Source organism: Enterobacter hormaechei ATCC 49162 (assembly GCF_001875655.1).
Taxonomy (GTDB): Bacteria; Pseudomonadota; Gammaproteobacteria; order Enterobacterales; family Enterobacteriaceae; genus Enterobacter; species Enterobacter hormaechei.
Genome location: NZ_MKEQ01000002.1, coordinates 827,978 through 852,846 on the forward strand (window position 1 = coordinate 827,978; position 24,869 = coordinate 852,846).

Here is a 24,869-nt window from a genome sequence, read left to right on the forward strand (position 1 = left end):
GACGGTAAAGTTGATCGGCTGAGACAGGCCGCTCTGGTTGCCGCCGCATCGGTTTCCCGCAGGGTAATCGAGTGTGCGCCTTCTGCCAGCGGCGATGTCGGCGTGATGCTCCAGGTGCCGTTCGGCAGAACGGTGGTCGTCCCGATAACAGCGCCGTTATCGTAAACCGTGATCGTACTGCCCGGTTCGCCTCTGCCCGTCAGACGCGGCTCGGAGGCATCGGTAAACTGCCCGGCACCGATCGCCCCTTTCAGTACGCCCGTATCGTCGTTAATGATAAACCCGGCAGGCGTTTGCGGCGCGGTGACATCTACCGTGACGGTAAAGACCGGCGAGGCCGGGCCGGTGTTACCGGCGACGTCGGTAGCGCGCACGGTAAGCTGGTGGCTGCCTTCGCTCAGGTTCACCGACGGCGTAAAGCTCCAGCTACCGTTACTGCCCACAACTGCGGTGCCAATGGCAATGCCGTTATCATAGATTGTGACCGTCGAGCCTGCTTCCGCCGTGCCGGTGAGCTGTGGCCGCGGATCGTTGGTGCTGCTTCCGTTTCCGAGCGTGCCGGTGCCAGGCGCAACATCATCATTGATGCTGACGATCGCTGGCGCGCCGGGCGCGACGGTATCAACCACAAAGGTTACCGCCGTGGACGCCGGGCTGGTATTGCCTGCGGCATCGGTCGCGGTGGTGGTAATGGCGTGGTTGCCTTCAGACAGGTTGGTCGACGGTGTAAAGCTCCATTTCCCGGTGGCATCGGCTGTGGTGGTGCCAATCGGTTTCCCGTTGTCATAGAAGGTAATGACGGTGCCAGCTTCACTGATGCCGCTGAACGTCGGGCGGGCATCGTCCGTGCGTTGTCCGTTGCTCAGCGGGCCTGTTTCGGTGCCCACGTTATCATTGACGGTGACAATCTCGGGTGCATCCGGCGAGGTTGAATCGGGTGCCGTGACCTGAACGCCCGGGCTGGTATTGCCGGACGGATCGGTGGCGGTCGCGGTGATCTGTTCCCCGTTGGTGAGCGGCGTACCCAAATCAATGGTAAATTTCCCGTCGCTGTCCGCCTTGCCCGTTCCGATGGTGTTGCCATCGGCATCTTTCAGGGTCACGGTGCTGCCCGGCTCAGCGGTACCGGTGACGGTTTTGCCGTCAGGTGAAACTTCCAGATTGGCGGGTGCATCCGGCGCGGTTAAATCCGGTGCCGTGACCTGACCGCCCTGGCTGGTATTGCCGGACGGATCGGTGGCGGTCGCGGTGATCTGTTCCCCGTTGGTGAGCGGCGTACCCAGATCAATGGTAAATTTCCCGTCGTTGCCCGCCTTGCCCGTTCCGATGGTGTTGCCATCGGCATCTTTCAGGGTAATCGTGCTGCCCGGCTCAGCCGTACCGGTGACGGTTTTGCCGTCAGGCGAGACCTGTAAATTAGTCGGGGCATCCGGAGGCGTGGTATCAGGCCCGGAAGGATTTCCCGGGTTGCCGGGATTCGGGCTGTTGTTATCGTCATCTCCGCCACCTCCACCGCCGGTTCCCGCCGCGATGGCAATCCCACCGGCGACGGCCAGGCCACCCAGCACCCAGGGCCATGCTGCGGCACCGCCGGTATCGCTCCCTGACGCCGCCAGTAATGCATCCGTGGAGGCGATGGATTCATAGGTGGCGGCACCGGTTGGATCTTCAATCCACCACAGCGCTCCGTCACTCTCCTCAAGCACCAGCTGGCTTACGCCCTGCGCATCAGTGACGTAGAAATTCTTGAGGGTAATCACTTCGCCCGAGTGGAGGGTAATCACCAGATCGTTTCCGCTGCGGGAGTAATCTGAGATGTCGGCGCGATCCACGTTAAGTTTAACGATGGAGGAGTGATCGAGAGTTATCTGTGTCCCTTCCGTGGTTGTTTCCACGCCAGTTAATTTAGATATAACAGATATTTGGCTCATACAGTTATTACTCCAGCAGAGTTATTGTTTACGGCGTGTAAGACAAGGCCATCGTTTCTGAAGGGATGAGCGCGCTCCCGGCGAAAATACTGTTTAATAAACAGAATTTACCGTCACTTTCTTTAGCGCGTCCGATGCCCGCCAGGATTAAAAGTGGCAACCTCAGGGCAAAGCTAATTATTTACACAGGAAACAGTTGTTTATTTATATATTTGCGATTTGTAAACCTTATTATTTGTGCAGGTATTAATTTATTTCGTGATGAAAATGATATAGCTATAAATATCTGAATATGCAAATTAAGTGTCTGTAAACCCTGCGCGGGGATTGCAGAGAAAATTAATTGATAGCGTGAATATATTTCGATAGCTATGAGCGCCGCGCCACAGGCGCGTTGGCGCAACGGCGGTACGGCCAGGCTAGCGGGAAAAGAGAGAGGAAAATAATACTGAAAACAGAGGTTTTATTAATAATTCCAGAAAGGGTTAATGGCTGCTTAATTGCGATTTAAGTTAGGGTAAAGTATCTGCTGTATGATATATTACAAAATATCTCATTAATAAAATATATTTTCAGATCCGGTTTATAGTCTGCTACGCATAAAAATAAACTGTCGACTTCACACATTTAATAAATAAAAAAGGCCGCAATTGTGGCCTTTCTGAGAGGGTAGGTTTAGCCGAAGGAGATAATGCCCGTTTCAATCAGTGCGGCGAGCGTCAGAAGAATAAAGAGGATAACAACTATGGGTCTGTACATTTGATTTTCCATCCCTGTTTATCTTGCAATCCGTTTTACGTGCATCATTAATGATGAGGGTGCAGGCGATCCCTGCACCTCTATTTTGCGCCACTTTGCGCTAAAAATCAGTTAGCTGCTGGCACTTTTTCTATTTTTTCTCCGGCCCGACGAGCCGTGGCGGGCAGGATATCGGCATCCGCCACGTAGCCATCGGGATCGAGACAGCGATTGTATTCTCTCGCCTCGTGCAGAATCGTCTCGTCCCAGTAGAGGCGCTTACGCTGATCGCCACGGGTCGTCAGAATAAACTCCACATTGCCGTCAACCGCACGGTAGCTGCGCCAGCTGTTTGCCGGAATGGAGATCACCGAACGTTCCGGGGCGATAATACGCACTTCCTTGCCCGCTTCGTTCCAGGTTACCTCCAGCTGGCCTTTAAAGACCATGATCACCTGAATATCCGGGCAGAGATGGCGACCGACAATGTGGTTATCGGCAAGACGCAGCCATTCGACGGAAAAACCGTGCGGGGCGGTGATGGCAGGGGCGGAATTCCGATCCTGTGAAATGCCGAAACCGATGACCGGCGCAATTTCGCCGCCGTGTCCCGGCAGCACCGAATCCAGCAGACCCTGTGCTGACCAGCGGCGGTCATCGCCGGTTATCGCGCGCTGGCGCATCTCCTCAACGCTGTAGTCGCGCAGACCGGCAATGTATTCCTCTGACAACGGCGTCAGCAGCGTAGCGGGATCGGGCGTGGGTTCCCCCACCTCCTGCGCAATCAGCATATTATCCTTGCTGAGATACATACCGTACTCGCTGGCGGCCGCGAGCACGGATGGGTGCCAGATGATGCCGCCCGTGTTGTCCCCGCCGAGCACGGTAAACACCATGCCGCAGGTATCTTCTTTGCTGACGTTGGTGAAGCCGCGGAAGATCCAGGTCGGTATTGAGAGGATGGCAGGGGCGCTAAACTCCGCTTCATGCTCGCCGTGAGCACCCCAGCGAAAACGCCACGTCCCTTCGTGGATCAGGAACACTTCCGCCGTAAAATGCAGATGCAGGTTATTGGTCACCCCTTTTGGCATTGCCGCCGCGCCGATATTAAAGCCGTGCGGCTCGGGAATATTCACCACCTGCTCGGTAGATTGCGTGACGCCAGGGCCGATAAAGGAATAGTTTTGTTTGAGATGCGAACCGGGCAGCCTGCAATCAATAAACGCAAGATTGCAGGACACCATGTCCTCGGGGGCGATTAAGCGTGTCCGTGCCTGGCTCTGGGTAAGATGGATGGCTTTCATCATTTCTCCTTTTAATAACCGGACGCACCGGTGGAAGGGATGGCGGTGCCGCGGGCGAGGGCGATGGCTTCACGCGAGGCGCGGCCCAGCTGCATAACGTCGTTAGCGGGCGTGACAAACTGGAACCCCTGCGCAATACGCGCCGCGGCCGCCGCGCCGGAGGTACAGAAAATCCCGGCAATCTTCTGCTGCTGGCGGCAGCGGACAATCACCCGTTCGATGGCGGCAACCATTTCCGGATGCTGGGATTCGGCGCTGGCGCTGCCCGTCAGCGTCAGGGAGAGATCGTTGGGACCAATAAACACGCCGTCCAGTCCGTCGGTATCAAGGATGGCGTCAAGATTTTCCAGCCCCTCGCGGGTTTCGATCATCGCCAGCGTCAGGATCGCGTCGTTAGCGTGCTGCGGGTAATCGCTGCCGCCGTAGAGTAGACCTCTCGCCGGACCAAAGGAGCGAATACCCAGCGGCGGATAGCGACAGGCAGCGACAAAGCGACGGGCTTCTTCCGCGCTGGAGATCATCGGGCAGATGACGCCATAGGCTCCGGCGTCTAATACGCGCATGATGTGCGCCGGATCGTTATCGGCCACGCGGACCAGCGGCACGGCAGGCGTGGCCGATAGCGCCTGGAGCATCGTCAGCGCGCTGGCAAAATCAATCATGCCGTGCTGCAAATCGATGGTGACGGCGTCGTAACCCTGATGGCCCATAATTTCCGCGCTATAGCCAGACGGGATCGCCAGCCAGCCGTTAACGATCGGGGTATTTTCCCGACATGCGGTCTTTAGTGTGTTATTGCGCACTGTATGCACTCCGTTATCCACTGACGCAGCAGCGGCGCGACCTCATCCGGGGTTTCCAGCGGAATAAAATGTCCGCCCGTCTCCACCGTATGCCAGGTCACGTTCGCGTTGCCTGCTGCCAGCACGTGGTGATGATGGGGCGTGCAGATAACGTCCTGCGCGCCGTTAAGAAGTAATGTGGGGCAGGCGAGGGCGTTAAACGCTGCCCGGTTATCCTGCCGGTGAATGGCCATCTCCGTTTGCTCCGCAAAGGTCTCGATGCCGCACGCCTGCGCCATTCGGCAAATAATCTCTTGCAGGAACCGATCGGAGAGACGTGACGGGGCGACATAGCGTTGCCACAGCGAGGAGACCAGCCAGTCGGCCAGGCCCCGCGCCTGTGCGGTGCGTACCGCTTCCCGGCGTGAAGCCAGGGTATCTGGCGCAACGGGCAACGGATTAACGGAAATCAGCGTCAGCCCGTTCACTCTTTCTGGCGCGTCGGCGGCGATTTGCAGCGCGACAATCGCGCCGAGCGAAAAGCCCGCCAGCAGAAAGCGCGGTGGCAGCATGCTCAGCAGCCGCTGCGACGCCTGCGGCGCGGACTCTGCCCCCGTCAGCGTGATGCACAGCACCGCCGAGACGTTCAGCCGTTCAATGACGGGCTGCCAGAGCCGGGCGTTACAGAGCGTGCCACCAAGCAGCACCAGCGGCAGGTCGGTATTGTCCAGAAGCGGATATTCCATCGTACCCCTCACGTTGCCGTCCAGCCGCCGTCAACCATCAGGGCGCTGCCGGTGATCAGCCCGGCGGCATCCGAGGCGAGGAACACCACCGGCCCCATAATGTCCTCCAGCGTGCCTGGCCGGCGCAGTTTGATGTTGTCCAGCACGTAGCGGCGAAATGCCGGGTCGGCAAGCGACGCGCGCGTCAGGTCGGTTTCAATGAAGGTCGGGCACAGCGTATTGACGCGGATCCCCGCGTCGCCCAGCTCCAGCGCCATCGTTCGGGTTAACCCTTCAAGCGCGAATTTGGAGGCACAGTACACGCTACGCTCGGGGCCACCAACGTGTCCCATTTGCGATGAGATGTGAATAATCGATCCCTCCTTACCGCCCGCGCGCATGTTGCGCGCCACGCGCTGGCTGATAAAAAAGGTGGCGCGCAGATTGAGCGCCATCACCGCATCAAAATTTTCCTCACTGACCTCAAGGAAAGGCTGGTGGCGGGCCAGCCCGGCGCTGTTAACCAGAATGTCGAATTCCGGCAAGGTGGCCAGCACACGCTCCACATCATCGGTGAGGGTAATATCCAGTACCACCGGATGGAGAGAGAGCTGGTGCGCCGCAGCCAGCGCCACCGCGCCGTCCAGCGCGTCACGGTGCCGGGCGGCAATCCATACCTCTGCGCCCGCCTGTGCGAGGGCGACGGCGGCAGCAAAGCCAATTCCTTTTGACCCGCCGGTCACCAGCGCGCGTTTGCCGTGCAGGGTGAAAGACGGCGTTTGCAAAAGCGTCATGGCTTACACCTTTTCCCTGACCGGGGCAGGTGTCGCGTAAGGAACCTCCGTCTTGCCATAACGACGCACGCGAATATTGGCCTGCTCGGCGTGTCCGGCGAACCCTTCCAGCAGCGACAGGCGCGAACAATAGCTGCCGATTTCGGCGGTCGCCTCGTCGCTAAGGACTTTCTGGAAGGTGCAGGTTTTCATGAATTTGCCAACCCACAGCCCGCCGGTATAGCGCGCGGCTTTTTGCGTGGGCAGCGTGTGGTTGGTGCCGATCACCTTATCGCCATAGGCCACGTTGGTACGCGGGCCAAGGAACAGCGCGCCGTAGTTGGTCAGGTTAGCCAGGAACCAGTCGTCCCGGTCGGTCATCACCTGAACGTGCTCGGAAGCAATGCGATCCGCCTCCAGCAGCATCTCTTCGTAGCTGTCGCAGACGATGATTTCGCCATAGTCCCGCCAGGACTGGCGGGCGATGTCGGCGGTAGGGAGTTTTTCCAGCAGTCGCTCCACTTCGCTAAGCGTCTCGTTGGCAAGCGAAAGCGAGTTCGTCAGCAGGATAGCGGGCGTAGTGACGCCGTGTTCGGCCTGGCCCAGCAGATCCGTGGCGCATATTTCCGCGTCAACGGTGTCATCGGCAATCACCAGCGTTTCCGTTGGTCCGGCAAACAAGTCGATACCTACGCGGCCAAACAGCTGACGTTTAGCCTCTGCGACAAACGCGTTACCGGGGCCGACGAGCATGTCCACCGGGGCCAGTGAGTCGGTGCCCAGCGCCATGGCGCCTATTGCCTGAATGCCGCCGAGGGCATAGATTTCCGTTGCGCCAGCCATTTTTTGCGCCGCGACAATCGCCGGGGCGGGCTGACCGTTAAACGGCGGGGCACAGCTGATAATTCTTGAACACCCCGCCACGCTGGCGGTAATGATCGACATATGTGCGGAGGCGAGCAGGGGATATTTTCCGCCCGGGACATAGCACCCGACGGCGTTAATCGGAATATTTTTATGCCCGAGGATCACGCCGGGGCGCGTTTCAATTTCCAGATCCCGCAGACACGCTTTTTGCGCGCGGGCAAAATTCGCCACCTGCTGCTGGGCGAATTCAATATCCTGAATATCCTGGCGGCTTAACTGTTTAATACAGCGGTCGATCTCTGCGGGCGAAAGGCGATAATCCTGCCGGTCATAGCGATCGAATTTAATGGATAATTCCCGGATGGCTTTATTGCCGCGCTTTTCAATATCCGCAAGTATGTGCTCAACCGTTTCTCTTATTTGCTGGTTGGCCTGCTGGCGTTCTTCGGTAGATTTACCGGTTTTTAATTTAAACGACACACGCTTCTCCTTACCTTTTTCAGATGTCAGATGCCCTCCCGGCGAGCCGGGAAAGATTATTCACTTCAGACCGGGTTATTGATCCGGCGCGGCGGCGTACGCACCGTTTTTTAATAATTGGGAAGAGGTTTGCGCCTTGCGGGCATAGATCCAGCGCGCGGACAGCGGCGTGGCAATGGCGGCTACAACCGACAGGGCGGCAATTAAGAGATAACCGGACGACAGGTTAATATGTTGCATCATCACGCCCATCATCACCGGCCCGGCAAACATGCCGCAGGAATAGATGGTCTGGAATAATCCCATCCGCGTGGATTGCTCGTCGGCGGTGGTATTGACCACGCTGAGCGACATAAACGCGGCAAACGCCATACCGAACGAAAAGCCTGCCAGCGCCTGCCACAGATAAATGACATACATATTGCTGGTGAAGGGGATGCCGAAGGTGGAGATCACCTGTAAGGCGATGCCGAGTACGGCGGTTTTGACCAGCCCAAGGCGCTGATAAAACACCGAGCTGCACAGGGCGATGGCCAGCCCGTAAAACAGAAGATGAATGTTACCCAGCACCGCGAGGATCCCCGCCCGGGCGCCAAGCTGCTCCGCATAGACCGGCGTCAGCGTGTCGCGGGTGGCAAAGGGCACCAGAATCACGACGGTTGCCAGAATGCCAATCAGCCAGACGGAACGGTCGGCCAGCTGCTGGCGTGCCCCGGTAATGCAAGCTTTCAGCGTGGGGGCCTGCACCGGATCGTGCACGTCCTTAATGCGGGTCGTCAGGAATAACGCCACCAGCGCAGAGATGCACGAGACAAAAAAGGCGATGTTGTTGGCGAAATAGTGAATCAGCACCGCGCCAATGCAATTGCCGAGAAAAACGCCGATGGGGCCAGCCAGCGCCAGCAGTGCGACGGCGGCCGGGGCTTCGCTGCGATCGAAGTAACGCATGAACAGAATGTTATACAGCACCCAGGTCGCCGCCGTGACGCCGTCAGCCGCTTTTGCCAGATACAGCGTAAGGGCGTTGGGTTCAAGCCAGGCAATCGGCCAGGCGATAATTGGCAGCAGCAGACCAATCTGGATAAAGATCCTGCGACTTTTCACCACGTCGGAAATAATGCCCAGCGGGAAGCGTATCAGAAGGGTTGCCAGCCCGGACGCGCCCATGATGATCCCCATGATCTGCGGCTCAATGCCCTGGTTGATCATCATGGGGGCCAGGAAGGCATCAATGCTGTGGATGCAGATGAAGAACAGGATGCTGATGATAAAAAAGAGCCGGGCTTCCCGACGGCGTAACAGTGCTCGAAACATGGTTTTGAACCTCTTGAGAAGTAATGGGTTATAACCAGCCAAGTACGACGTTTACCGGTTCAATCCTTTGGGCGACTCCTGTTCTCTCCGGTACCATGACGGTATGAAAACGTTCTTGCATACGTATTCAAGAATTGAAGTTACGAAAAGGTTTCATGTTTGTAAAGTGATCTCGATCTTGTTGTGAGAATATTAATTTTTTGTGTTGCATACGCATGCAAAGGTGGTGTAAGTATAAAAAACACCCACTCGCTGAGGCAGGTAAACACCTCGGAACGGGGTGGGGCGTTGATAAGGAATCAGGGGTAATGAAACGTAAGACTTTTGCAGCAGTCACATCCCAGCAGGTCGCACAGCTGGCGGGCGTATCGCAATCCGCCGTGTCGCGAACCTTCACGCCGGGCGCCAGTATCTCACCGGCGACGCGTGAAAAAGTGCTGAAGGCGGCGCGGGAGCTGGGCTATCGTCCGAACGCGATTGCCCGTTCGCTCAATACGGCCCGCTCGCGCATTATCGGCGTGGTGATCTCTTATTTTGATAATCCCTTTTATTCGCAGGTGCTGGAGGCGCTGGCACAAAAACTGGACACGCTGAACTATCACCTGCTGCTGTTCGTTGGCGACCGTGAAGGTAACGTTGACCGTATTTTTGACCAGATTATGCAGTACCGGGTGGATGGCATTGTGCTGGCCTCGGTGACGCTGTCGCTGGAGTTATCTGAAGAGTGCCTCGCCGCCGGGATACCGGTGGTGCTGTTTAACCGCAGCGAAGAGAGCGGCATGGCCTCCAGCGTAAACAGTAATAACGAAGCGGCGGCGCGGCAGATTGCCGAGTTTCTGCTGGCGGGGGAGCATCAGCGTTTCGCTTATGTGGGCGGCGTGGCCGACTCGCCGGTCAATATCGCCCGCCAGCGCGGGTTCATTTCCACGCTGGAAGAGCACGGCATTACCGACGTGCGGGTAGTGCACGGCAACTACGACGTTCAGCAAACTACCCGCGCGGCTTATGCCCTGTTTTCAGCGTCGCCCGCGCCGGATGCGGTCTTTGTCGCCAACGACCATATGGCCGTCACGGTGATGGATGTGGCGCGCTATGAATTTGGTTTGCGCGTTCCGGAGGAGGTCTCCGTGGTCGGGTATGACGACATCGGCCCTTCCGGCTGGCCCTCCTACGCGCTCACCTCGGCATCGCAGCCGGTTGGCGCGATGGTGGATGCCACGGTGGAGCTGTTAATGAAGCAAATTGACAGCGGAACCATCGAGCCTGAACAGATTACGGTGCCCGGTACGCTGGTGATACGCCACTCGGCGCGTCGCCCACGCAGCGGCGTTATCGAAACCAATGGTTTAACGCTATTTCAGTCCAGGGAGCGCAAATGACAAGATTGCGGGGCTTCAGCCCACAATTCGACTCCATCCAGCAGTTCATTTTGACGCTGACGCACGTGGTGTGGGAGCAGAAAGATATCGGCCAGCTGGCGGATTTTTACGCTATGCCGGTGGTTTTCACCACCCCGGAAAAACAGCTGCATGAACTTTCTCAGTTTATGCGCCTGACGCTTGAGGCGATGCACAGTTTTCCCCAGCGTGCGGTGCTGACGGAGGATATTCTGTGCAGCCAGAATCCGGGTGATGAATATTACGCGGCGCAGCGCACGGTTGCGCGAATTCAGCACCAGGGAGAGGGCTTTTTTGGTCCACCCACCGGGAAAAATGTCTGGGTCCGCACCTGGGCCGATCGCATCTGTGTTGACGGTGCCGTGCGTCAGGAGTGGCTGCTTCAGGATCGCGCGGCGATTGTGGCGCAGCTGGGGCTGGATGTTCGTGAATTTGCCGTTAACCTGGCGACCATGCGCCAGCAGCTCGGGGTGGAGATGGTTTCAGCCGAGACGCTGGACGCCCGCTGGGCGGGCGGGCCGGAGGGCGACGACGTGGAAGGGGCGCTGGCCGGGGTCGTTGAGCGCTACTTAACGATGTGGGCGGGCGGCAACAGCGGCGTGGTGCCTGGTCTTTATCATCCGGCGGCGACGCTGTACGCGCCGGGACACTGCATCTGTACCGGCGAACAGGACATTGGCGCACAGCTTTCCGGCTACCGCGCCTCGTTTGCCGACAGCGAAACGCAGCTCCATCACCTGATTGTGCGTAAAGATCCTCATGAGCCGATTCGACTTTCATTGCGCTGGTCGTTATTAACCTGGCATGACGGTTACGGCAAATTTGGTGCGCCGACCCGTAAACCGATATCCATTACCGGTATTAGCCAGCTTGAATTACGTGACGGTTTAATTTTCCGTGAATATCTGGGGATCGATGAATTAGCGATCTGGTCGCAAATAGTGAATTAACAGAGGCGGCAGCCCTCTTATTCTGGCTGCCAAAAATAATCGTGCTTAATTCACCCTCACTTGCGGGTGCGGGTTTTTATTGTCTGAAAACAGAGCAGGAGTTTATATGTCTTCAACTGAAGCAACAAATAAAGCACCAGCCGTACCCGAAAGAAGCAGCGTGAAAGCGCTGAAAGAGGAGCCTGTATTACAGGTGGAGCGTCGTGATTTTGTCGATCTGGTACCGGAAAAAAGACCGCGCGTGCAATCCTTACGCGGCTTTGATGACTGCTATACCGATATTGTCGATTACATTGTTCGCTGCACCCATAAAATATGGGACGAGCGCGACGTTGGCTTAATTTATTCCCACTATACCCATAATTGTGTGCTTTATAACGCGCTGGGCACATTATATAACCGCGAGCAGGTGGTGCAGGACACGCTGCAACGCTTAATTGCCTTCCCGGAACGACGCGGAATGGCCACCCAGGTTATCTGGAACGGGAATGACGTTGACGGTTTTTATACCTCTCACCTGGTGACGGGAAGCGGGCGGCATACCCAGCACAGTCATTTAGGTAAGCCGACAAACCGCACCTTTGTAACCCGTACCGTGGCGGATTGCATGATCCACGAGAATAAAATTTACCGGGAGTGGGTGGTCAGCGACAACATGTCGTTGATGAAACAGCTCGGCCTGAATACCGATCAGATCGCGTTTAACATGGCAAAAGAGCAGTTTGATAAAGGCTTCCGCGTGATGGACATTGGTGAAAATGGCCGCATGCTGGGGCAATATCCGCCGGAGATGGAATGCGATGTGTCTATTGCGCACACCGATACGGAGGAGCAGTGCCTGCGCTGGCTGCATGAGATCTACAACCGCCGGATGTTCGGCAAAATCAAAGAGGTTTACGCGCCGAACGTGCAGTGGCACGGACCGCTGATGAAAGAGCTGTACGGCACCGCGGCGGTAACCCATCAGACGCTGGCGCTGGTAGGCATGATCCCTGACGGCGCGTGGCTGCCGCAGCATATCTGCTCCAACCCGTGCGATGAAGGCGGCGTAAAAGTCGCGGTTCGCTGGATCATTGAAGGGCATCACCTGGGGTATGGCGAGCTGGGCAAACCGACCGGGGAACGACTCTTCGTGATGGGCATGTCGCACTACCACATCGTCAACGGAAAAATTGTTGATGAATGGGTCGTTTATGACCACCTGGCGCTGCTGGCGCAAATCAAACTCGGCCAGATGGAGGACGCGTAAATGTTGAATCAGGTGAGCTGGATCAAGCATCCGCAGGGGCAGGATGTTCAGGCCGATCGTTCGTTAACGGAGACGGTCCGCGCCATCATCGAACGCGTGAAAAGCGAAGGTGACGCCGCGCTAAGAGCCTTTTCGCAGCAGTTTGATAAGGTCGTGCCCGCGCAGTTTGAGGTGAGCGAGCAGGAGATTGCCGACGCGCTGGAGGGGATGGATGCTCAGACGCGTCGCGACAGTGAGTTTGCGATTAATCAGGTGCGCCGTTTCGCGCAGGCGCAGCTGGCGACCATGCAGCCGCTGGAGACAGAGACGCTGCCGGGCGTACATCTCGGCCACCGGATCATCCCGGTGCAGACGGTGGGCTGCTACGTGCCGGGCGGACGGTATCCGATTCTTTCCGCCCCCGTGATGTCGATTGTCCCTGCGACGGTGGCGGGCTGCGAACAGATTATCGCCTGCCTGCCGCCGGGCGCGCATCCGGCGATGATCGCGGTATGCCATCTGGCGGGTGCGCACCGCATATTCAAAGTTGGCGGCGCACAGGCTATTGCGGCCATGGCCTGGGGCACGGAGAGCATTCCGTCGGTAGATAAAATTGTTGGGCCAGGCAACGCCTTTGTTAACGAAGCGAAGCGCCAGGTGTTCGGTAAAGTCGGCATTGACGCGCTCGCCGGGCCAAGCGAAATATTCACCATCGCGGACGACAGCGCCGACCCGCGCATTCTGGCCGCCGATATGCTGGCCCAGGCAGAGCACGATATTCACACCCGCGTCGGGCTGGCGACGACCAGCCGGGATATCGCGGAGCGTACTCTGGCGGAAGTGGAGCGTCAGCTCGCCAGCCTGCCAACGGCGGCAACGGCGGGGGAGGCGTGGCGTCGGCAGGGTGAGATTGTGCTCTGCGAAGATGAAGCGCAGCTGATTGCGTTTGCTGACCATATGGCGACGGAGCATTTGCAGGTGCATACCCGCGATCCGCACGCGACGGCGGCGAAGATCCGCAATTACGGTTCGCTGTTTATTGGTCAGAACGCCAGCGTGGTGTTCTCCGATAAATGCTGTGGTACTAACCACACGTTACCGACCATGGCGGCGGCACGCTATACCGGCGGTCTGTGGGTAGGGGCGTACGTTAAAATCTGTACCCATCAGTGGATTGATGAGCAGGGTATCCCGGCAATCGCAGAACCGGCGATCCGCCAGAGCCGTACCGAGGGGATGCAGGGGCACCGACAGGCGGCGGAAATTCGCCTGCGTCCGCAGGACATCGACGCCATTACTACCGGCCTGCGTGACTAAATCCTGCCCGGGCAGCCTCCTGCCCGGCTTTCTGCACAGGAAACCAGAGACGATGATGCGCCTGATACCGTCCGAGGACTGCCCGGAAGAGATCGCCCGACGACTCGACGCCATACAGCAACATCGCGCGCTGAACGCGATCCTCGGGGTTAACCCGGATGCCCTCTCTCTGGCGAAACAGTATCAACAGCTGGCCCGGCAAGGGGTACAGATCGGCCCTTTGCACGGCGTACCGGTGATCGTAAAAGATAATATCGCCTGCGCGCCGATGCCCGTCACCCTTGGCTGCCGTGCGCTGGCCTCACTCGCAGCAACTTCAGACGCCCGCGTTGTACAGCGGCTGCGCGGGGCCGGGGCGATTATCCTCGCCAGAGCGAATATGTCCGAGTTTGCCTTCGACGTGCGCTCGCGAAGCTCGCTGGGGGGCGATGTGGCGAATCCCCTTTGCCCGTCGGTGACTGCCGGAGGCTCCAGCGGAGGATGCGCCGCTGCGGTTGCAGCCGGAATGGCGGATGGCGCGCTGGGAACCGATACCGGTGGCTCTGTGCGCATTCCCTGTAGTTATACCGGGCTGGTAGGACTCCGGCCCACGTTTCGCCGGGCACAGTTAGACGGCGTTGCGCCGCTGTCACCCAGCAAAGACACCGTCGGACCCATGGTGCATAGCGTTGAAGATGCCGCCCTTCTGCATGCCGTTATCCACGGTTTGCCGCCGGTTGCACTTCCTGCGCGTTCGCTGAAAGGCGTTCGCTTTGGCGTGGTGACCGCGTTACAGGGTGAGGATGAGGTACAGCTGGAGGTCTGGCAGTCGGCGCTGGACACGTTGCGCCGTGCCGGGGCGACGCTGGTGGCGGTTTCACTCCCCTTTCTGGAAGAGGTGAGGCAGGCCACCTGCCTCAGTCTGTATGAATTTCGCGTGGCGATTGACGGCTGGCTTAGCAAACAGCCTGGTGCCCCGTCAGGATTAACGGACATTGTGGCTTCCGGCGCTTTCCTGCCGGAGTTTGCGCCGTTTCTACGCCAGATGCTGACGTGTGACACGCTGAAAACCCCGCTCTGGCTGGCGGGGCGACGTTTTCAGCGTCTGCTGCGGCAGAACCTGCGCCGGGTGGCGGAGGCGCAGCGCATCGACGGATTTCTGTATCCCACCGTACAACGATTACCGGATAGCCTGGCGAAAATGCCGCCCGGTTGCGCGCCGGAGCTTGCCGCCATCAGCGGCCTGCCTGCCATTACGTTGCCCTGTGGCGTAAGCCGTATCGGGCTGCCGGTGGGGATGGAAATGTTATCGGTGCAGGAGGATGAAACGGTGCTGATGACGCTGGCGCTGGCGTGTGAGAGGGCGTTGGGCGGGGAGTGTAAGATATAAAAAGCCCGCAGGGCTTGCGCCGTGCGGGTTCTGATGACTTCACAGGATGGTAACGCTAAAACCCCCCTGCGATGGCAGGAGGGATTGGGAACGCATTCTATGACCGCAGGCGCTTACCGGTTCTGGCATCAAACAAGAATATTTTTGCTGTATCTACGGTAAGGAAAACCTGCTGCCCCACGTTGATATCCAGCTTTTCATGAGACACCACGATCAGCTCCTGATCGTGAATACGCACCCGGATCTCCTGTCCTTCCCCGGTCATCTCAATCAGCACGATTTCCGCTGGCATCCCTGAATCGCCGATCCGGATATAGTGCGGTCGGGTGGCACAGATGATCTCCATCCCTTCAATGTGTGCGCTAAGGGGGCAGGGGAAACGGTAGCCGTTGTTGAGCACAATCTCGCCGTGCTGAATCACGCCCTTGAGGGTGTTAATTTCCGGCGTGCCGATAAAGCCCGCGACAAAGAGGTTATCCGGGTCACGGTACAGCTCTTCCGGGGTGCCGACCTGCTCAATATGCCCGGCATTCAGCACCACAATCCTGTCCGCCATGGTCATCGCTTCCGTCTGATCGTGCGTCACGTAGATGGTCGTGCGCCCCATCCGCTGGTGGATCTTACGGATTTCACCGCGCATTTTATGGCGCAGTTTGGCGTCCAGGTTGGAGAGCGGTTCATCAAACAAAAAGGCCTTCGGGTCACGCACCAGCGCGCGCCCCATCGCCACGCGCTGACGCTGGCCGCCGGAGAGATCCCGCGGGAGGCGATCGAGCAAATGCGTCAGGCCGAGGATTTCCGCCGCCTCTTCCACCCGGGCCATCCGTTCCGCTTTTGACACGCTGGCAAGCTTCAGGGCAAAGCTCATATTGTCCCGCACCTTCATGTGCGGGTAGAGCGCATAGCTCTGGAACACCATGGCGATATCGCGTTTTTTGGCGGGCAGGGTGTTGACCACCTCGCCGTGCATCAGCAGTTCACCGGAGGTGATGTCTTCCAGACCCGCAATCATGCGCAGCAGGGTAGATTTCCCACACCCGGACGGGCCGACCAGCACGATAAATTCGCCTTCATGAATGCTCAGCGAGATCCCTTTAATGATGCTGACGTTGCCGTAGGATTTGCCGAGATTATTTAAAACGATTTGGCTCATGTTACTCTCCTCGCCCGGCGGTGTGGCCTGGCTGCAATAATGGCATGACGTGCTGGCGGTAAAGCGCCGCCGCAGCAAGATCCGTCTGGATAATGCGGTGTGCTGATTCGCTGAAGCGCAGCGCGGCCGTGCGCAGATCCAGGCGGTTGGCGCTATCAATGCCCGCCAGCACCTCAGGTTCGATAATGGCTTCCCCGTGCAGCGCGCCTAAAATCGCCCCGCTCATCACCCCGATAGAATCGGTATCACGGCCAGAGTTGATAGAATCTTCCACCGCGCCGCGAAACTCCCCTTCGCGCAGCAGGCAGAAGGCCAGCGCCATCGGCAGCTCCTCAATCGACATCAGGCGCGAGGGCTGGTAGGCCATGGTCGGGACGCCCGCTTTTTCCGGGCCGTGCATCAGGTCATCACCCATCGGTGAGAAGGGCAAAAGCGCTTCATGCAGGGCGTCAACGACCTGTTGATAATCCCATGCGGCTCCACGATAGCGACGCGCGACGTCAAGCGTTGCGGCGATGGCCTGGCGGGTGCCGTCTTTCGCCAGTTTCAACGCGATGTCGGTGATAGTCTCAACGGTGATGCCCGGAATAAATGCCGCCGCAACGCAGGCGGCGAAGACCCCCGCGGCCTCCAGGCCATAACTCTGCTGATGCCCCTGGGTGAAGTTGATGGCTTCCTGGTAAGCCGCTTCAGGATTGCAGGCATTGATGGCGCCGATGGGGGCGGCATACATGGCTGCGCCGCAGTTCACCATATTGCCCACGCCGCCCTGGCGCGGATCGCAGGCGGCCAGTTGCAGACGATGGAAGATCCATTTTTCCGGATAAAACAGGCGCTCAATAACCAGCGCTTCCCGGTCCAGTTCCGGCACCCAGCGCGGCTCCCAGGCAATCTTCCGTACAAAAGACTCCCCCATATCCCACGCATCGACGTGGCGGCCCAGCTCGCTGTAAACCTCCATCAGGCAGAGCGTCATCAGCGTATCGTCGGTGATGATACCGTTGCCGCGCACGCGGTTATTGCGCCGTGCGGACGGTTCGTCCATCCGGTGCCAGCGCTGGTGGATGGAGGTAACGCGGCCATATTTCTCGGCGATTTGCCGGGCGGAGAGTTTCTCAACCGGTCCGCCCAGGGCATCGCCGAACGCCACGCCATACAGCATGCCCAGAATGCGGGACGTGAACGATAAATCAGCGGTTTGAGTTACGGTCATTTTAGTTTTTCCTCTGCATATTCGGTCATGGCGTTTCCACCTGCGGCTTTCCAGGCGCTGACGTACTGATCCCACTTGTCAAATGACGCTTTGCCAGAGACAAACTGGTACGCCCACTGATTGTAAATACTGCTGGTTGAGTCGATGGCGGCGGCAAACGACGCCGGGAAGATAAAGGCGTTATCCGCCCTAAAATAACGTTGTGAATTGTCGATATAGCGCAGCATCGCGGGCGTACGCCACTCCACCGGCGGCTTCCAGTTGGCGGCCTGGATAAACCGGGGATACCAGGCGTTAATTTTCGGCGTCACGCTTATCGTGTCGCCTTGACGAACGTAGTGCGTGTTTTCGAAGCCCATCTGCTCCATCATTTGCCCTTCCGGGCTTGCCAGAAAGTCGAGCAGGATCATCACCTCTTTTTTATGTTTCGAGAGTGAGGACATCGCAAAGCCGCGGGTTTCCATGGAAACATCTGTCGCCGCCAGCCCTTTACCTGCCGGACCTTCGGGTGGGTCGAGCAGGGTGAGGGTGGCGTCAGGATGGATCTGGCGCATCTTTTCCTGATACACGCCGACGTTGCCCGGGGAAGAGACGGAGACCACGCCAACCTTGCCGGTATAAAACTCGTCCTCTTTTAGCTCCCAGTTGGTGGTGATGTACTGGGAGGAGAGCAAGCCTTTCTGATACAGCGAATGGTAGAACTCCAGCTTGCTCCGCTCCTGGGGGCTTATCTGGGCGTTGATCAGCTTGCCCTGGTCATCCTTGAGCCAGGTGGCGTGAATGCCAAACGCCGGGTTCATAAAACCGTCGAGATCGCGCAGGTCTTTCTCGGAGGTGATCCCCCAGCTATCCGTTTTACCGTCGCCGTTGTAGTCACCGGCGTGGATCGCATTGAACAGCGTAACGTACTCCGCCAGCGTTTTGGGAGATGCGCTGAATCCGCTCTTCTGTAACCAGTCCTCGCGGATCACCGGCTGGCGCGCGCGCAGGGGAAAGACATACAGCAGGGTCGGATGGTTTTGCAGGCGAAGCCGGTTGTGCGGCTACAGCGCCTCTTTCAGATAGCGGGTTTGCGCAATCCACGGACGCCAGTCTTCAAGAATGCCCTGTTCAACCATCTTCTGGTCGCTGCCGTTGAAGTAGATCAGGTCAGGGATGGTGCCGGAGAGCAGCATCACGTTCAGCACGTCGGAGTAGCCGGAAGACGACAGGTTGACGATCTCAATGTGGATATCGTGCCCCTGACGCGCCAGCGCCTGTTCTATCCGCCGGATATGCGCGACATCTTCGCGGTTGGTGGTCAGCAGATCTTTTTCCACAATGCGGATAGTGACCGGCTCGGCCAGCGCGGTCTGACATAACAGCAGGCCGCAGGCGATTGCTGTGAATAATTTCATCGTCATCGCTCCTGTTAGCCCTTCACCGCGCCGGACATGGTCCCTTTGGTGAAGAAGCGCAAAATAATCGGGTAGATGGCAATCAGCGGGGCGATGGTTAAGGTAATCATCCCGGCTTTCAGCGCCTTGATGCTGATCTGGCTGGCATCGGTGTAGTTCGACATGCTTTCGACGCCGACCATCGCCAGCTTATCGCCCTCGACGACAAACTGACGCAGCACCACCTGCAACGGCCATTTGTCCGGGTCGTTCAGGTACACCATGGCGCGGAAAAACTCGTTCCAGTGCAGCACCATGTAAAACAGGGTAATCATGGCAATGGACGATTTGGCGACCGGCATAATGACGTACCACAGCGTCTGGAACGGGTTTGCGCCATCGAGTTCGGCGGCTTCCAGCAGCTCCTCCGGGATCTCTTCGAACAGGCGAACCAGAATAATCAGGTACCAGGCGAAAACGGCGCGATACAGGATGACGGACCAGTAGCTGTTCAGCAGCCCCAGCTTTTTCATCACCAGAAAATCGGGGATGATGCCTGGCTCAAAGACGATGGTGAACAGGACAAACATAAACAGCCAGCGGCGTCCCGGCAGGCGTTTTTGCGCCAGCGCCCAGGCCAGCAGCACGGTGAAAACCACGTTGATGACGGTGCCCACCACGGTAATCAGCATCGCATTGCCAAACCCGCGCAGCACCGCTTCGTTGGTCAGCAGCAGCTTCCAGACGTCCAGCGAAAAGCCCTGTGGAATAATGTCCAGGCCGCTCATGTCGGGCACGTTTGCCGGGCTGGAGAAAGATATCGCCACCAGGTTGAGGATCGGTTGTAGCGTCACAACAACCAGCAGCATCAGGACCGAGAGAATGAGCACGTATTCGATGCGCTCAAAAGGGGTGCTTCGTGATGAGATGCGCATTACCAGACTCCTTTACCCGTCAGGCGTTTTGAAACGTTATGTGCCAGCACAATAAGGATCATGCCGATCACGCCTTTGAATAACCCAGCGGCGGTCGCCAGCGAGAACTCCCCGGTGCGCAGGCCCATGCGGTAGACGTAGGTGTCGATGATGTCTATCTGACCGTTCACCACGTCGTTGGTCATGTTGAAGACCTGATCAAAGCCCTGGCTCAGGAACAGCCCGACGTTGAGGATGAACAGCGTGGCGATGGTGGGGGTAATAGCGGGCAGGGTGATGTGCCAGATTTTGCGCCAGCGCCCGGCACCGTCCATTTCTGCCGCTTCATACAGCTGTGGGTCGATAGCGAGGATCGCCGCGATATAAAGTAATGAATCCCAGCCCGCGCTGCGCCACATTTCAGTGAACACCAGCACCCAGCGGATAGAGCCGCTGTCGGTCATAAAGGGGATGGGATCGTAGCCCATCGATTTAATGATGTCGTTAACCGCGCCATCAACCGGGGAGAGCGTGGCGATCGCGATGCTGGCGATCACCACCCAGGAGAGATAGTGCGGCAGGTAAATCACCGACTGGACAAATTTACGGTAGCCGGATGAGCGCACTTCATTAAGCAAGAGCGCCACGATAATGGGGACCGGGAAAATAAAAATCAGTTTCATTGCGCCGATAATGACGGTGTTTTGTATCACCTGCCAGAAAACGGGGGACGACATCAGCGTGGCAAAATACTGCATTCCGACCCAGATATTGGGCGGGATAATACGGTACTGCTCAAACGCAATTTTGGTTTCCCAAATCGGTAAATAGTGCCAGATAAAAAAATAGATAACCCCAGGCAGGGCCATCATATAGAACGGCCACCACCGGCGTAACTTTTGGCGGCAGCGCGCCATGCGGGATAGTGTCTGCGGGTGAGGCAGGTTATTTGCCTGCGGTATCACGCCGCCGGGTTTTGACTCTGTAAGGGCTTTCATCGGACATACTCCCATTACTGAAATGGTTGTCGTGAATATAATCTGTGTTTGCAGAGATATGTGTGCGTTAAAGTTTCTCGGTCAGAATATTTTTATCGTTATATTGCGCGAGACGGGTCAGAACATCTTTATATTCGGGCATATTTGATGCACCCTCTTTTTCTACGGCCAGAGAGGCGAAAGCACAGGCGAATTTTGCTGCCTGAATAATAGATTCCCCTTTCGCCATTGCGGCAGCGAATGCGCCGTTGAAGGCATCGCCAGCACCGGTGGTATCCACACATACGGCTTTCAGCGCCGGGATATGAATGAATTGCTCACCGTCATAAATAAGCGCGCCTTTCGCTCCCATGGTGATGATGACGTGGCCTACTCCCATCGCTTTGATGGCTCTGGCAGCGTCCTTTGCGCTGGCAAGGTCCATGATATGAATGCCAGAAAGCAGTGAGGCCTCAGTCTCGTTTGGGGTCAGAAAGTCCACGTTTTTCAGGCAGCTAACCACATCAGAAGACCAGGGGGCCGGGTTTAACACCACCTTGATCCCGTTACGGCGGGCAATTTCAATGGCCCGAAAGGTTGCGGGTAGATTATTTTCCAGCTGGGTTAAAAAAATATCCGAGTTTTTCACTTCCGGGGTAATGGCTTCCACCTCATCGGCAGTAATGGACCGATTAGCCCCAGGGCTGATGGCAATCATATTTTCACCATCACTTTGACAGACATAAATAAGCGCGGTACCGGTTTTCTGATCTTTATCCTGATAAAGCGTGAAGCTGTCGATAGCCGAAGATGAAAGATGTTCAAACGCCATCTGACTAAACTGATCGTTACCCACCTTACCAACAAAATGGGTTTTAACATTGCATTTGCTGACGGCCAGCGCCTGATTTGCGCCTTTGCCGCCGGGGCCAATAATTGTATTTTCAGAGAAAATAGATTCTCCGCTTTGTGGGAAGCGATCGACATTAGCAATAATATCAACGTTGAATGAACCCAGAATACAGACTTTACCTTTCATCTTTCGCCCTTTATGTCGGGATTTGATTGTTTTTTTTGACTGCGCCGAGTCAAAAAAATGAATGATATTGCTATCTAAATTATTGACGGATTGGGTATGAAAAATACGGCGTTTGATGATTGCTCCACCGTGGCATCGCTCAATGCCGCCTTCCTGCGCTAATAAGTTCAGGTCACTGCGAATCGTTTCCCTGGTGACGTTAAATACTTTCGCAAGCTGATTCACCGTCGCCCGTTCGTACCTGTTAAGCCAGGTCAAAATTGCATAATGCCGTTCTTTATTGAGCATATGGTCACCTCTATAGTTATATTATTGTTTCCTTATTGTTAATGTTTTGGTGTCGTTCACAGATCGTTCGATAAAACAAAAGGAAACGGAAATAGTTGAGGTGATAGTTGTTTGATATCAGTTGGTTATGTTGTTTGAAGGGAAGGGGGTTTGGGCTTTGATTTGCAGTTTAGGGAATTCAACGATGGCAGGGGTCATTACGCAACGTTAGATCTTTCTCGGGCGCTTTAGCACGCAGAACGTTGGTGTTGGTCTGGGGGCTGTGGCTGATCCGGCATGAACTGGAATACCTGAACGTATAGCGATAATCGCTGGATTTCTCGGACAACGACAGACACAAAAAATCCCGCAGGGCTTGTACCGTGCAGGCTTTCAGGACTTCATCGGATGACTCTGGTAATCACCGATGGAGAATTTTGCTGGCGTCCTTGTAATTTGTGGGGAAGCGGTTGAGTTTGTTGGAAATTTTGGTTTTTTACGGGGAAGGGAAGGCGCAAAAAGAGTGGCGATGAAGTTGATATGCAAGAGATTTTTTTATCAGTTTGATTTTTAAGTTGATTGTTGGGAGCGGGATTTTCCGTACTGGTTTAAGCTCTGGCGGACGCTATAGGCTTGTCGTTCGTTTCCGGAAGTGAGCGTTTCTGTCGGATAATTCACTCTCTTGAATTTTCCAGACTGTAGACCATGCTCATCTAATACACCCTAACAACCGAAGGCGATACAGGTAGTTGGCCTTTGGTATATCCAATGATGTCCCTCTAACAGTAAGAGAGCACCATGCTTGAACTCCGTCCTAACTGCGAATGCTGTGATAAAGATCTGCCACCTGAATCAAAAGAGGCATTCATCTGTTCATTTGAATGCACATTCTGCGTCGATTGCGTGACTCAACGACTCAATGGCCGGTGTCCGAACTGCGGAGGGGAGCTGGTGCGACGTCCAATACGCCTAGAAGCATCCCTCCTGCGACACCCTGCATCCAGTCAGCGTCACTATAAACAGTAGAGATGAAAACTATTTTCGCTTCTTGCTTATAACGCTCTTCATGATCTTGCTAACCGTCCGCTGAATGCCACACGCGAACGTTGCTAACTTTGGCCCTTATTTATCAATGGGGGCAGATCAGTCAATCTATATGCTATTTGTTTTGCTCTTAAGTTCTGAACTATAGTGCCGATAGGGAAATTAAGTACTTTTGTCCTAAGGAAGCAAGGTTGTGAAAGATTTTTCAAAATACTCGAAAGCGTTAGGGATGGCTAAGTTCTATGTTTATGCATTTTATGACACTGAAGATGTATCAAAAAAACCGTTTTATATAGGCAAAGGCAAGTCAGAACGCTGTCTTGATCATATAAAGTGTAATGATGGCTCTCCGAAATCAGAACGAATTAATCATCTGTTAAAAACAGGAAATCTGGGAATCGACATACTACGCCATGGCATGGATGAGGCAACCGCGAAGCTTGTTGAAGCAACATGAAGTGGTCAACAAAAACTGGCCACCGCGTTAGAGTTTTTCCAGTATCGGTTTTCTGATTCGTTTGGCGTTAACCCACCATTATATTCGTGCGGTCTTAGTGCGCTGTAATATCCAACGATATAGTCCGTTATTGCGTGAGCTGCATCGCTGAAGCTTACATAGCCCGTCGCCGGCACCCATTCGTTCTTCAGACTCCTGAAGAAGCGCTCCATTGGGCTGTTATCCCAGCAGTTTCCACGCCGACTCATACTCTGCCTGATCCGGTATCGCCACAGTAACTGCCGGAACTGCCTGCTCGTATAATGGCTGCCTTGATCGCTGTGGAACATCACCCCGACGGGCTTACCACGGGTTTCCCATGCCATTTCCAGTGCTTTCATGGTGAGCCTGCTGTCCGGCGAGAACGACATGGCCCAGCCCACTGGCTTTCTTGCGAACAGGTCGAGAACAACGGCGAGGTACGCCCAGCGCTTACCCGTCCAGATATAGGTCACATCACCGCACCACACCTGATTTGGTTCCGTTACGGCGAACTGTCGCTCAAGATGATTCGGGATAGCAACGTGCTCATGACCGCCACGCTTATACCGGTGAGTCGGCTGCTGGCAACTGACCAGCCCCAGCTCTTTCATGAGTCTGCCAGCAAGCCAGCGCCCCATTTGGTAACCTCTCTGGGTTGCCATTGTGGCGATGCTTCTTGCTCCGGCAGAGCCGTGGCTGATGCCATGCAGTTCAAGTACCTGACTGCGTAATACAGCCCGTCTGCCGTCTGGCTTTTCAGGACGGTTTTTCCAGTATTTGTAGCTGCTGCGATGAACCCCGAACACATGGCAGAGAGTGGCCACAGGATAACGCGCCCTGAGTTTCCCGATTATCGAGAACTGTTCAGGGAGTCTGACATCAAGAGCGCGGTAGCCTTTTTTAATATTTCATTTTCCATTTCAATACGTTGTAGCTTTTTCCTGAGCTCACGGATTTCAATTTGTTCCGGGGTAATGGGGGAGGCTTTTGGTGTTTTGCCCTGCCGTTCATCACGTAATTGTTTCACCCATCGCGTCATTGTGGAAAGGCCGACATCCATAGCGCTGGCTGCATCTGCCACGGTGTAGTTCTGGTCAACGACCAGTTGAGCGGATTCGCGTTTAAACTCTGCGCTGAAATTTCTTTTTTTCATTATGACACCTGTGTTGTTCTGAGGTGAGCATATCACCTCTGTTCAGGTGGCCAAATTCAGTAAACCACTTCATACAGATT

General features: G+C 56.2%; 20 protein-coding genes and 2 pseudogenes. 7 read left to right on the forward strand and 15 right to left on the reverse strand.

Going from position 1 to position 24,869, the window contains the following annotated elements; genetic code table 11:
• Nucleotides 1-95 precede the first annotated feature (95 nt).
• From BH712_RS25425 to BH712_RS23060, 7 genes and pseudogenes are all read right to left on the reverse strand, one after another.
• Nucleotides 96-1,931: pseudogene (locus BH712_RS25425) on the reverse strand (Ig-like domain-containing protein); the annotation flags it as partial.
• A gap of 866 nt (nt 1,932-2,797) precedes the next feature.
• Nucleotides 2,798-3,973 carry a cupin domain-containing protein gene (locus BH712_RS23035; protein ID WP_032674016.1) on the reverse strand — a complete coding sequence of 392 codons (1,176 nt, stop codon included), beginning with the start codon at nt 3,971-3,973 and terminating at the stop codon, nt 2,798-2,800.
• Nucleotides 3,974-3,984: 11 nt separating this feature from the next.
• Nucleotides 3,985-4,776, reverse strand: a complete 792-nt coding sequence (locus BH712_RS23040; RefSeq protein ID WP_006811670.1) for an HpcH/HpaI aldolase family protein — start codon at nt 4,774-4,776, stop codon at nt 3,985-3,987.
• Nucleotides 4,758-5,501 (reverse strand): alpha/beta fold hydrolase, encoded by a 744-nt coding sequence (locus BH712_RS23045; protein WP_006811669.1) that lies wholly within the window; start codon nt 5,499-5,501, stop codon nt 4,758-4,760. Before BH712_RS23045 ends, BH712_RS23040 begins: the two co-directional genes overlap by 19 nt.
• A gap of 8 nt (nt 5,502-5,509) precedes the next feature.
• Entirely contained in the window at nt 5,510-6,274 is a 765-nt protein-coding gene (locus tag BH712_RS23050) for an SDR family NAD(P)-dependent oxidoreductase (RefSeq protein ID WP_006811668.1), read from the reverse strand.
• Between the two features lie 3 nt (nt 6,275-6,277).
• Entirely contained in the window at nt 6,278-7,600 is a 1,323-nt protein-coding gene (gene hisD, locus BH712_RS23055) for a histidinol dehydrogenase (RefSeq protein ID WP_006811667.1), read from the reverse strand.
• A 75-nt stretch (nt 7,601-7,675) separates the two neighbouring features.
• Nucleotides 7,676-8,914, reverse strand: a complete 1,239-nt coding sequence (locus BH712_RS23060; RefSeq protein WP_006811666.1) for an MFS transporter — start codon at nt 8,912-8,914, stop codon at nt 7,676-7,678.
• A gap of 308 nt (nt 8,915-9,222) precedes the next feature.
• Between BH712_RS23060 and BH712_RS23065 the strand changes: the two genes are divergently transcribed.
• From BH712_RS23065 to BH712_RS23085, 5 genes are all read left to right on the forward strand, one after another.
• On the forward strand, nt 9,223-10,293 hold the full coding sequence (locus tag BH712_RS23065) for a LacI family DNA-binding transcriptional regulator (RefSeq protein WP_032674015.1): 1,071 nt from the start codon (nt 9,223-9,225) through the stop codon (nt 10,291-10,293).
• Complete coding sequence (locus tag BH712_RS23070) at nt 10,290-11,261, forward strand: nuclear transport factor 2 family protein (RefSeq protein WP_006811664.1); 972 nt, start codon at nt 10,290-10,292, stop codon at nt 11,259-11,261. Before BH712_RS23065 ends, BH712_RS23070 begins: the two co-directional genes overlap by 4 nt.
• Nucleotides 11,262-11,367: 106 nt before the next feature.
• Nucleotides 11,368-12,510, forward strand: a complete 1,143-nt coding sequence (locus BH712_RS23075; RefSeq protein ID WP_006811663.1) for a nuclear transport factor 2 family protein — start codon at nt 11,368-11,370, stop codon at nt 12,508-12,510.
• Complete coding sequence (gene hisD, locus BH712_RS23080; RefSeq protein ID WP_006811662.1) at nt 12,511-13,806, forward strand: histidinol dehydrogenase; 1,296 nt, start codon at nt 12,511-12,513, stop codon at nt 13,804-13,806. It begins immediately after the preceding gene.
• Nucleotides 13,807-13,858: 52 nt separating this feature from the next.
• On the forward strand, nt 13,859-15,175 hold the full coding sequence (locus BH712_RS23085; protein WP_006811661.1) for an amidase family protein: 1,317 nt from the start codon (nt 13,859-13,861) through the stop codon (nt 15,173-15,175).
• A 97-nt stretch (nt 15,176-15,272) separates the two neighbouring features.
• Here BH712_RS23085 and BH712_RS23090 read toward each other — a convergent pair whose 3' ends face one another.
• The 7 genes from BH712_RS23090 to rbsK all read right to left on the reverse strand — a co-directional run bounded on the left by BH712_RS23090 (nt 15,273) and on the right by rbsK (nt 22,135).
• Nucleotides 15,273-16,328: an ABC transporter ATP-binding protein gene (locus tag BH712_RS23090; RefSeq protein WP_006811660.1), complete on the reverse strand. Its 1,056-nt coding sequence runs from the start codon at nt 16,326-16,328 to the stop codon at nt 15,273-15,275.
• A 1-nt stretch (nt 16,329) separates the two neighbouring features.
• On the reverse strand, nt 16,330-17,541 hold the full coding sequence (locus BH712_RS23095; RefSeq protein ID WP_006811659.1) for an ADP-ribosylglycohydrolase family protein: 1,212 nt from the start codon (nt 17,539-17,541) through the stop codon (nt 16,330-16,332).
• Complete coding sequence (locus tag BH712_RS23100) at nt 17,538-18,512, reverse strand: extracellular solute-binding protein (RefSeq protein ID WP_006811658.1); 975 nt, start codon at nt 18,510-18,512, stop codon at nt 17,538-17,540. Before BH712_RS23100 ends, BH712_RS23095 begins: the two co-directional genes overlap by 4 nt.
• Before the next feature lie 72 nt (nt 18,513-18,584).
• A complete protein-coding gene (locus BH712_RS25235) occupies nt 18,585-18,938 on the reverse strand; it encodes a type 2 periplasmic-binding domain-containing protein (protein WP_242431999.1) in 354 nt (117 codons plus the stop codon).
• 14 nt (nt 18,939-18,952) lie between these two features.
• Nucleotides 18,953-19,852 carry a carbohydrate ABC transporter permease gene (locus tag BH712_RS23105; RefSeq protein ID WP_006811656.1) on the reverse strand — a complete coding sequence of 300 codons (900 nt, stop codon included), beginning with the start codon at nt 19,850-19,852 and terminating at the stop codon, nt 18,953-18,955.
• Complete coding sequence (locus BH712_RS23110) at nt 19,852-20,829, reverse strand: ABC transporter permease (protein WP_006811655.1); 978 nt, start codon at nt 20,827-20,829, stop codon at nt 19,852-19,854. The genes BH712_RS23105 and BH712_RS23110 overlap by 1 nt, the downstream gene beginning before the upstream one ends.
• Nucleotides 20,830-20,896: 67 nt before the next feature.
• On the reverse strand, nt 20,897-22,135 hold the full coding sequence (rbsK, locus tag BH712_RS23115; protein ID WP_006811654.1) for a ribokinase: 1,239 nt from the start codon (nt 22,133-22,135) through the stop codon (nt 20,897-20,899).
• A 777-nt stretch (nt 22,136-22,912) separates the two neighbouring features.
• Here rbsK and BH712_RS23120 point away from each other — a divergent pair.
• Both BH712_RS23120 and BH712_RS23125 read left to right on the forward strand, forming a co-directional pair.
• Entirely contained in the window at nt 22,913-23,140 is a 228-nt protein-coding gene (locus BH712_RS23120; protein WP_006811652.1) for a DUF1272 domain-containing protein, read from the forward strand.
• 211 nt (nt 23,141-23,351) lie between these two features.
• Nucleotides 23,352-23,612: pseudogene (locus tag BH712_RS23125) on the forward strand (LEM-3-like GIY-YIG domain-containing protein); the annotation flags it as partial.
• 8 nt (nt 23,613-23,620) lie between these two features.
• Here BH712_RS23125 and BH712_RS23130 read toward each other — a convergent pair.
• Nucleotides 23,621-24,789, reverse strand: a protein-coding gene (locus tag BH712_RS23130; protein ID WP_108454466.1) for an IS3-like element ISEc52 family transposase whose coding sequence is annotated in 2 segments (ribosomal slippage) — nt 23,621-24,540 and nt 24,540-24,789 — 1,170 coding nt in all. Because the reading frame shifts where the segments join, the coding sequence is not laid out codon by codon here.
• Between the last annotated feature and the right edge of the window lie 80 nt (nt 24,790-24,869).

What these genes read in the sequence shown, in the direction of transcription:
- BH712_RS23035 (WP_032674016.1), bottom strand. Translation starts at nt 3,973, where the DNA reads ATGAAAGCCATCCATCTTACCCAGAGCCAGGCACGGACACGCTTAATC.
- BH712_RS23045 (WP_006811669.1), bottom strand. Translation starts at nt 5,501, where the DNA reads ATGGAATATCCGCTTCTGGACAATACCGACCTGCCGCTGGTGCTGCTT.
- BH712_RS23050 (WP_006811668.1), bottom strand. Translation starts at nt 6,274, where the DNA reads ATGACGCTTTTGCAAACGCCGTCTTTCACCCTGCACGGCAAACGCGCG.
- BH712_RS23060 (WP_006811666.1), bottom strand. Translation starts at nt 8,914, where the DNA reads ATGTTTCGAGCACTGTTACGCCGTCGGGAAGCCCGGCTCTTTTTTATC.
- BH712_RS23065 (WP_032674015.1), top strand. Translation starts at nt 9,223, where the DNA reads ATGAAACGTAAGACTTTTGCAGCAGTCACATCCCAGCAGGTCGCACAG.
- BH712_RS23070 (WP_006811664.1), top strand. Translation starts at nt 10,290, where the DNA reads ATGACAAGATTGCGGGGCTTCAGCCCACAATTCGACTCCATCCAGCAG.
- BH712_RS23075 (WP_006811663.1), top strand. Translation starts at nt 11,368, where the DNA reads ATGTCTTCAACTGAAGCAACAAATAAAGCACCAGCCGTACCCGAAAGA.
- hisD (WP_006811662.1), top strand. Translation starts at nt 12,511, where the DNA reads ATGTTGAATCAGGTGAGCTGGATCAAGCATCCGCAGGGGCAGGATGTT.
- BH712_RS23085 (WP_006811661.1), top strand. Translation starts at nt 13,859, where the DNA reads ATGATGCGCCTGATACCGTCCGAGGACTGCCCGGAAGAGATCGCCCGA.
- BH712_RS23090 (WP_006811660.1), bottom strand. Translation starts at nt 16,328, where the DNA reads ATGAGCCAAATCGTTTTAAATAATCTCGGCAAATCCTACGGCAACGTC.
- BH712_RS23095 (WP_006811659.1), bottom strand. Translation starts at nt 17,541, where the DNA reads ATGACCGTAACTCAAACCGCTGATTTATCGTTCACGTCCCGCATTCTG.
- BH712_RS25235 (WP_242431999.1), bottom strand. Translation starts at nt 18,938, where the DNA reads ATGAAATTATTCACAGCAATCGCCTGCGGCCTGCTGTTATGTCAGACC.
- BH712_RS23105 (WP_006811656.1), bottom strand. Translation starts at nt 19,852, where the DNA reads ATGCGCATCTCATCACGAAGCACCCCTTTTGAGCGCATCGAATACGTG.
- BH712_RS23110 (WP_006811655.1), bottom strand. Translation starts at nt 20,829, where the DNA reads ATGAAAGCCCTTACAGAGTCAAAACCCGGCGGCGTGATACCGCAGGCA.
- rbsK (WP_006811654.1), bottom strand. Translation starts at nt 22,135, where the DNA reads ATGCTCAATAAAGAACGGCATTATGCAATTTTGACCTGGCTTAACAGG.
- BH712_RS23120 (WP_006811652.1), top strand. Translation starts at nt 22,913, where the DNA reads ATGCTTGAACTCCGTCCTAACTGCGAATGCTGTGATAAAGATCTGCCA.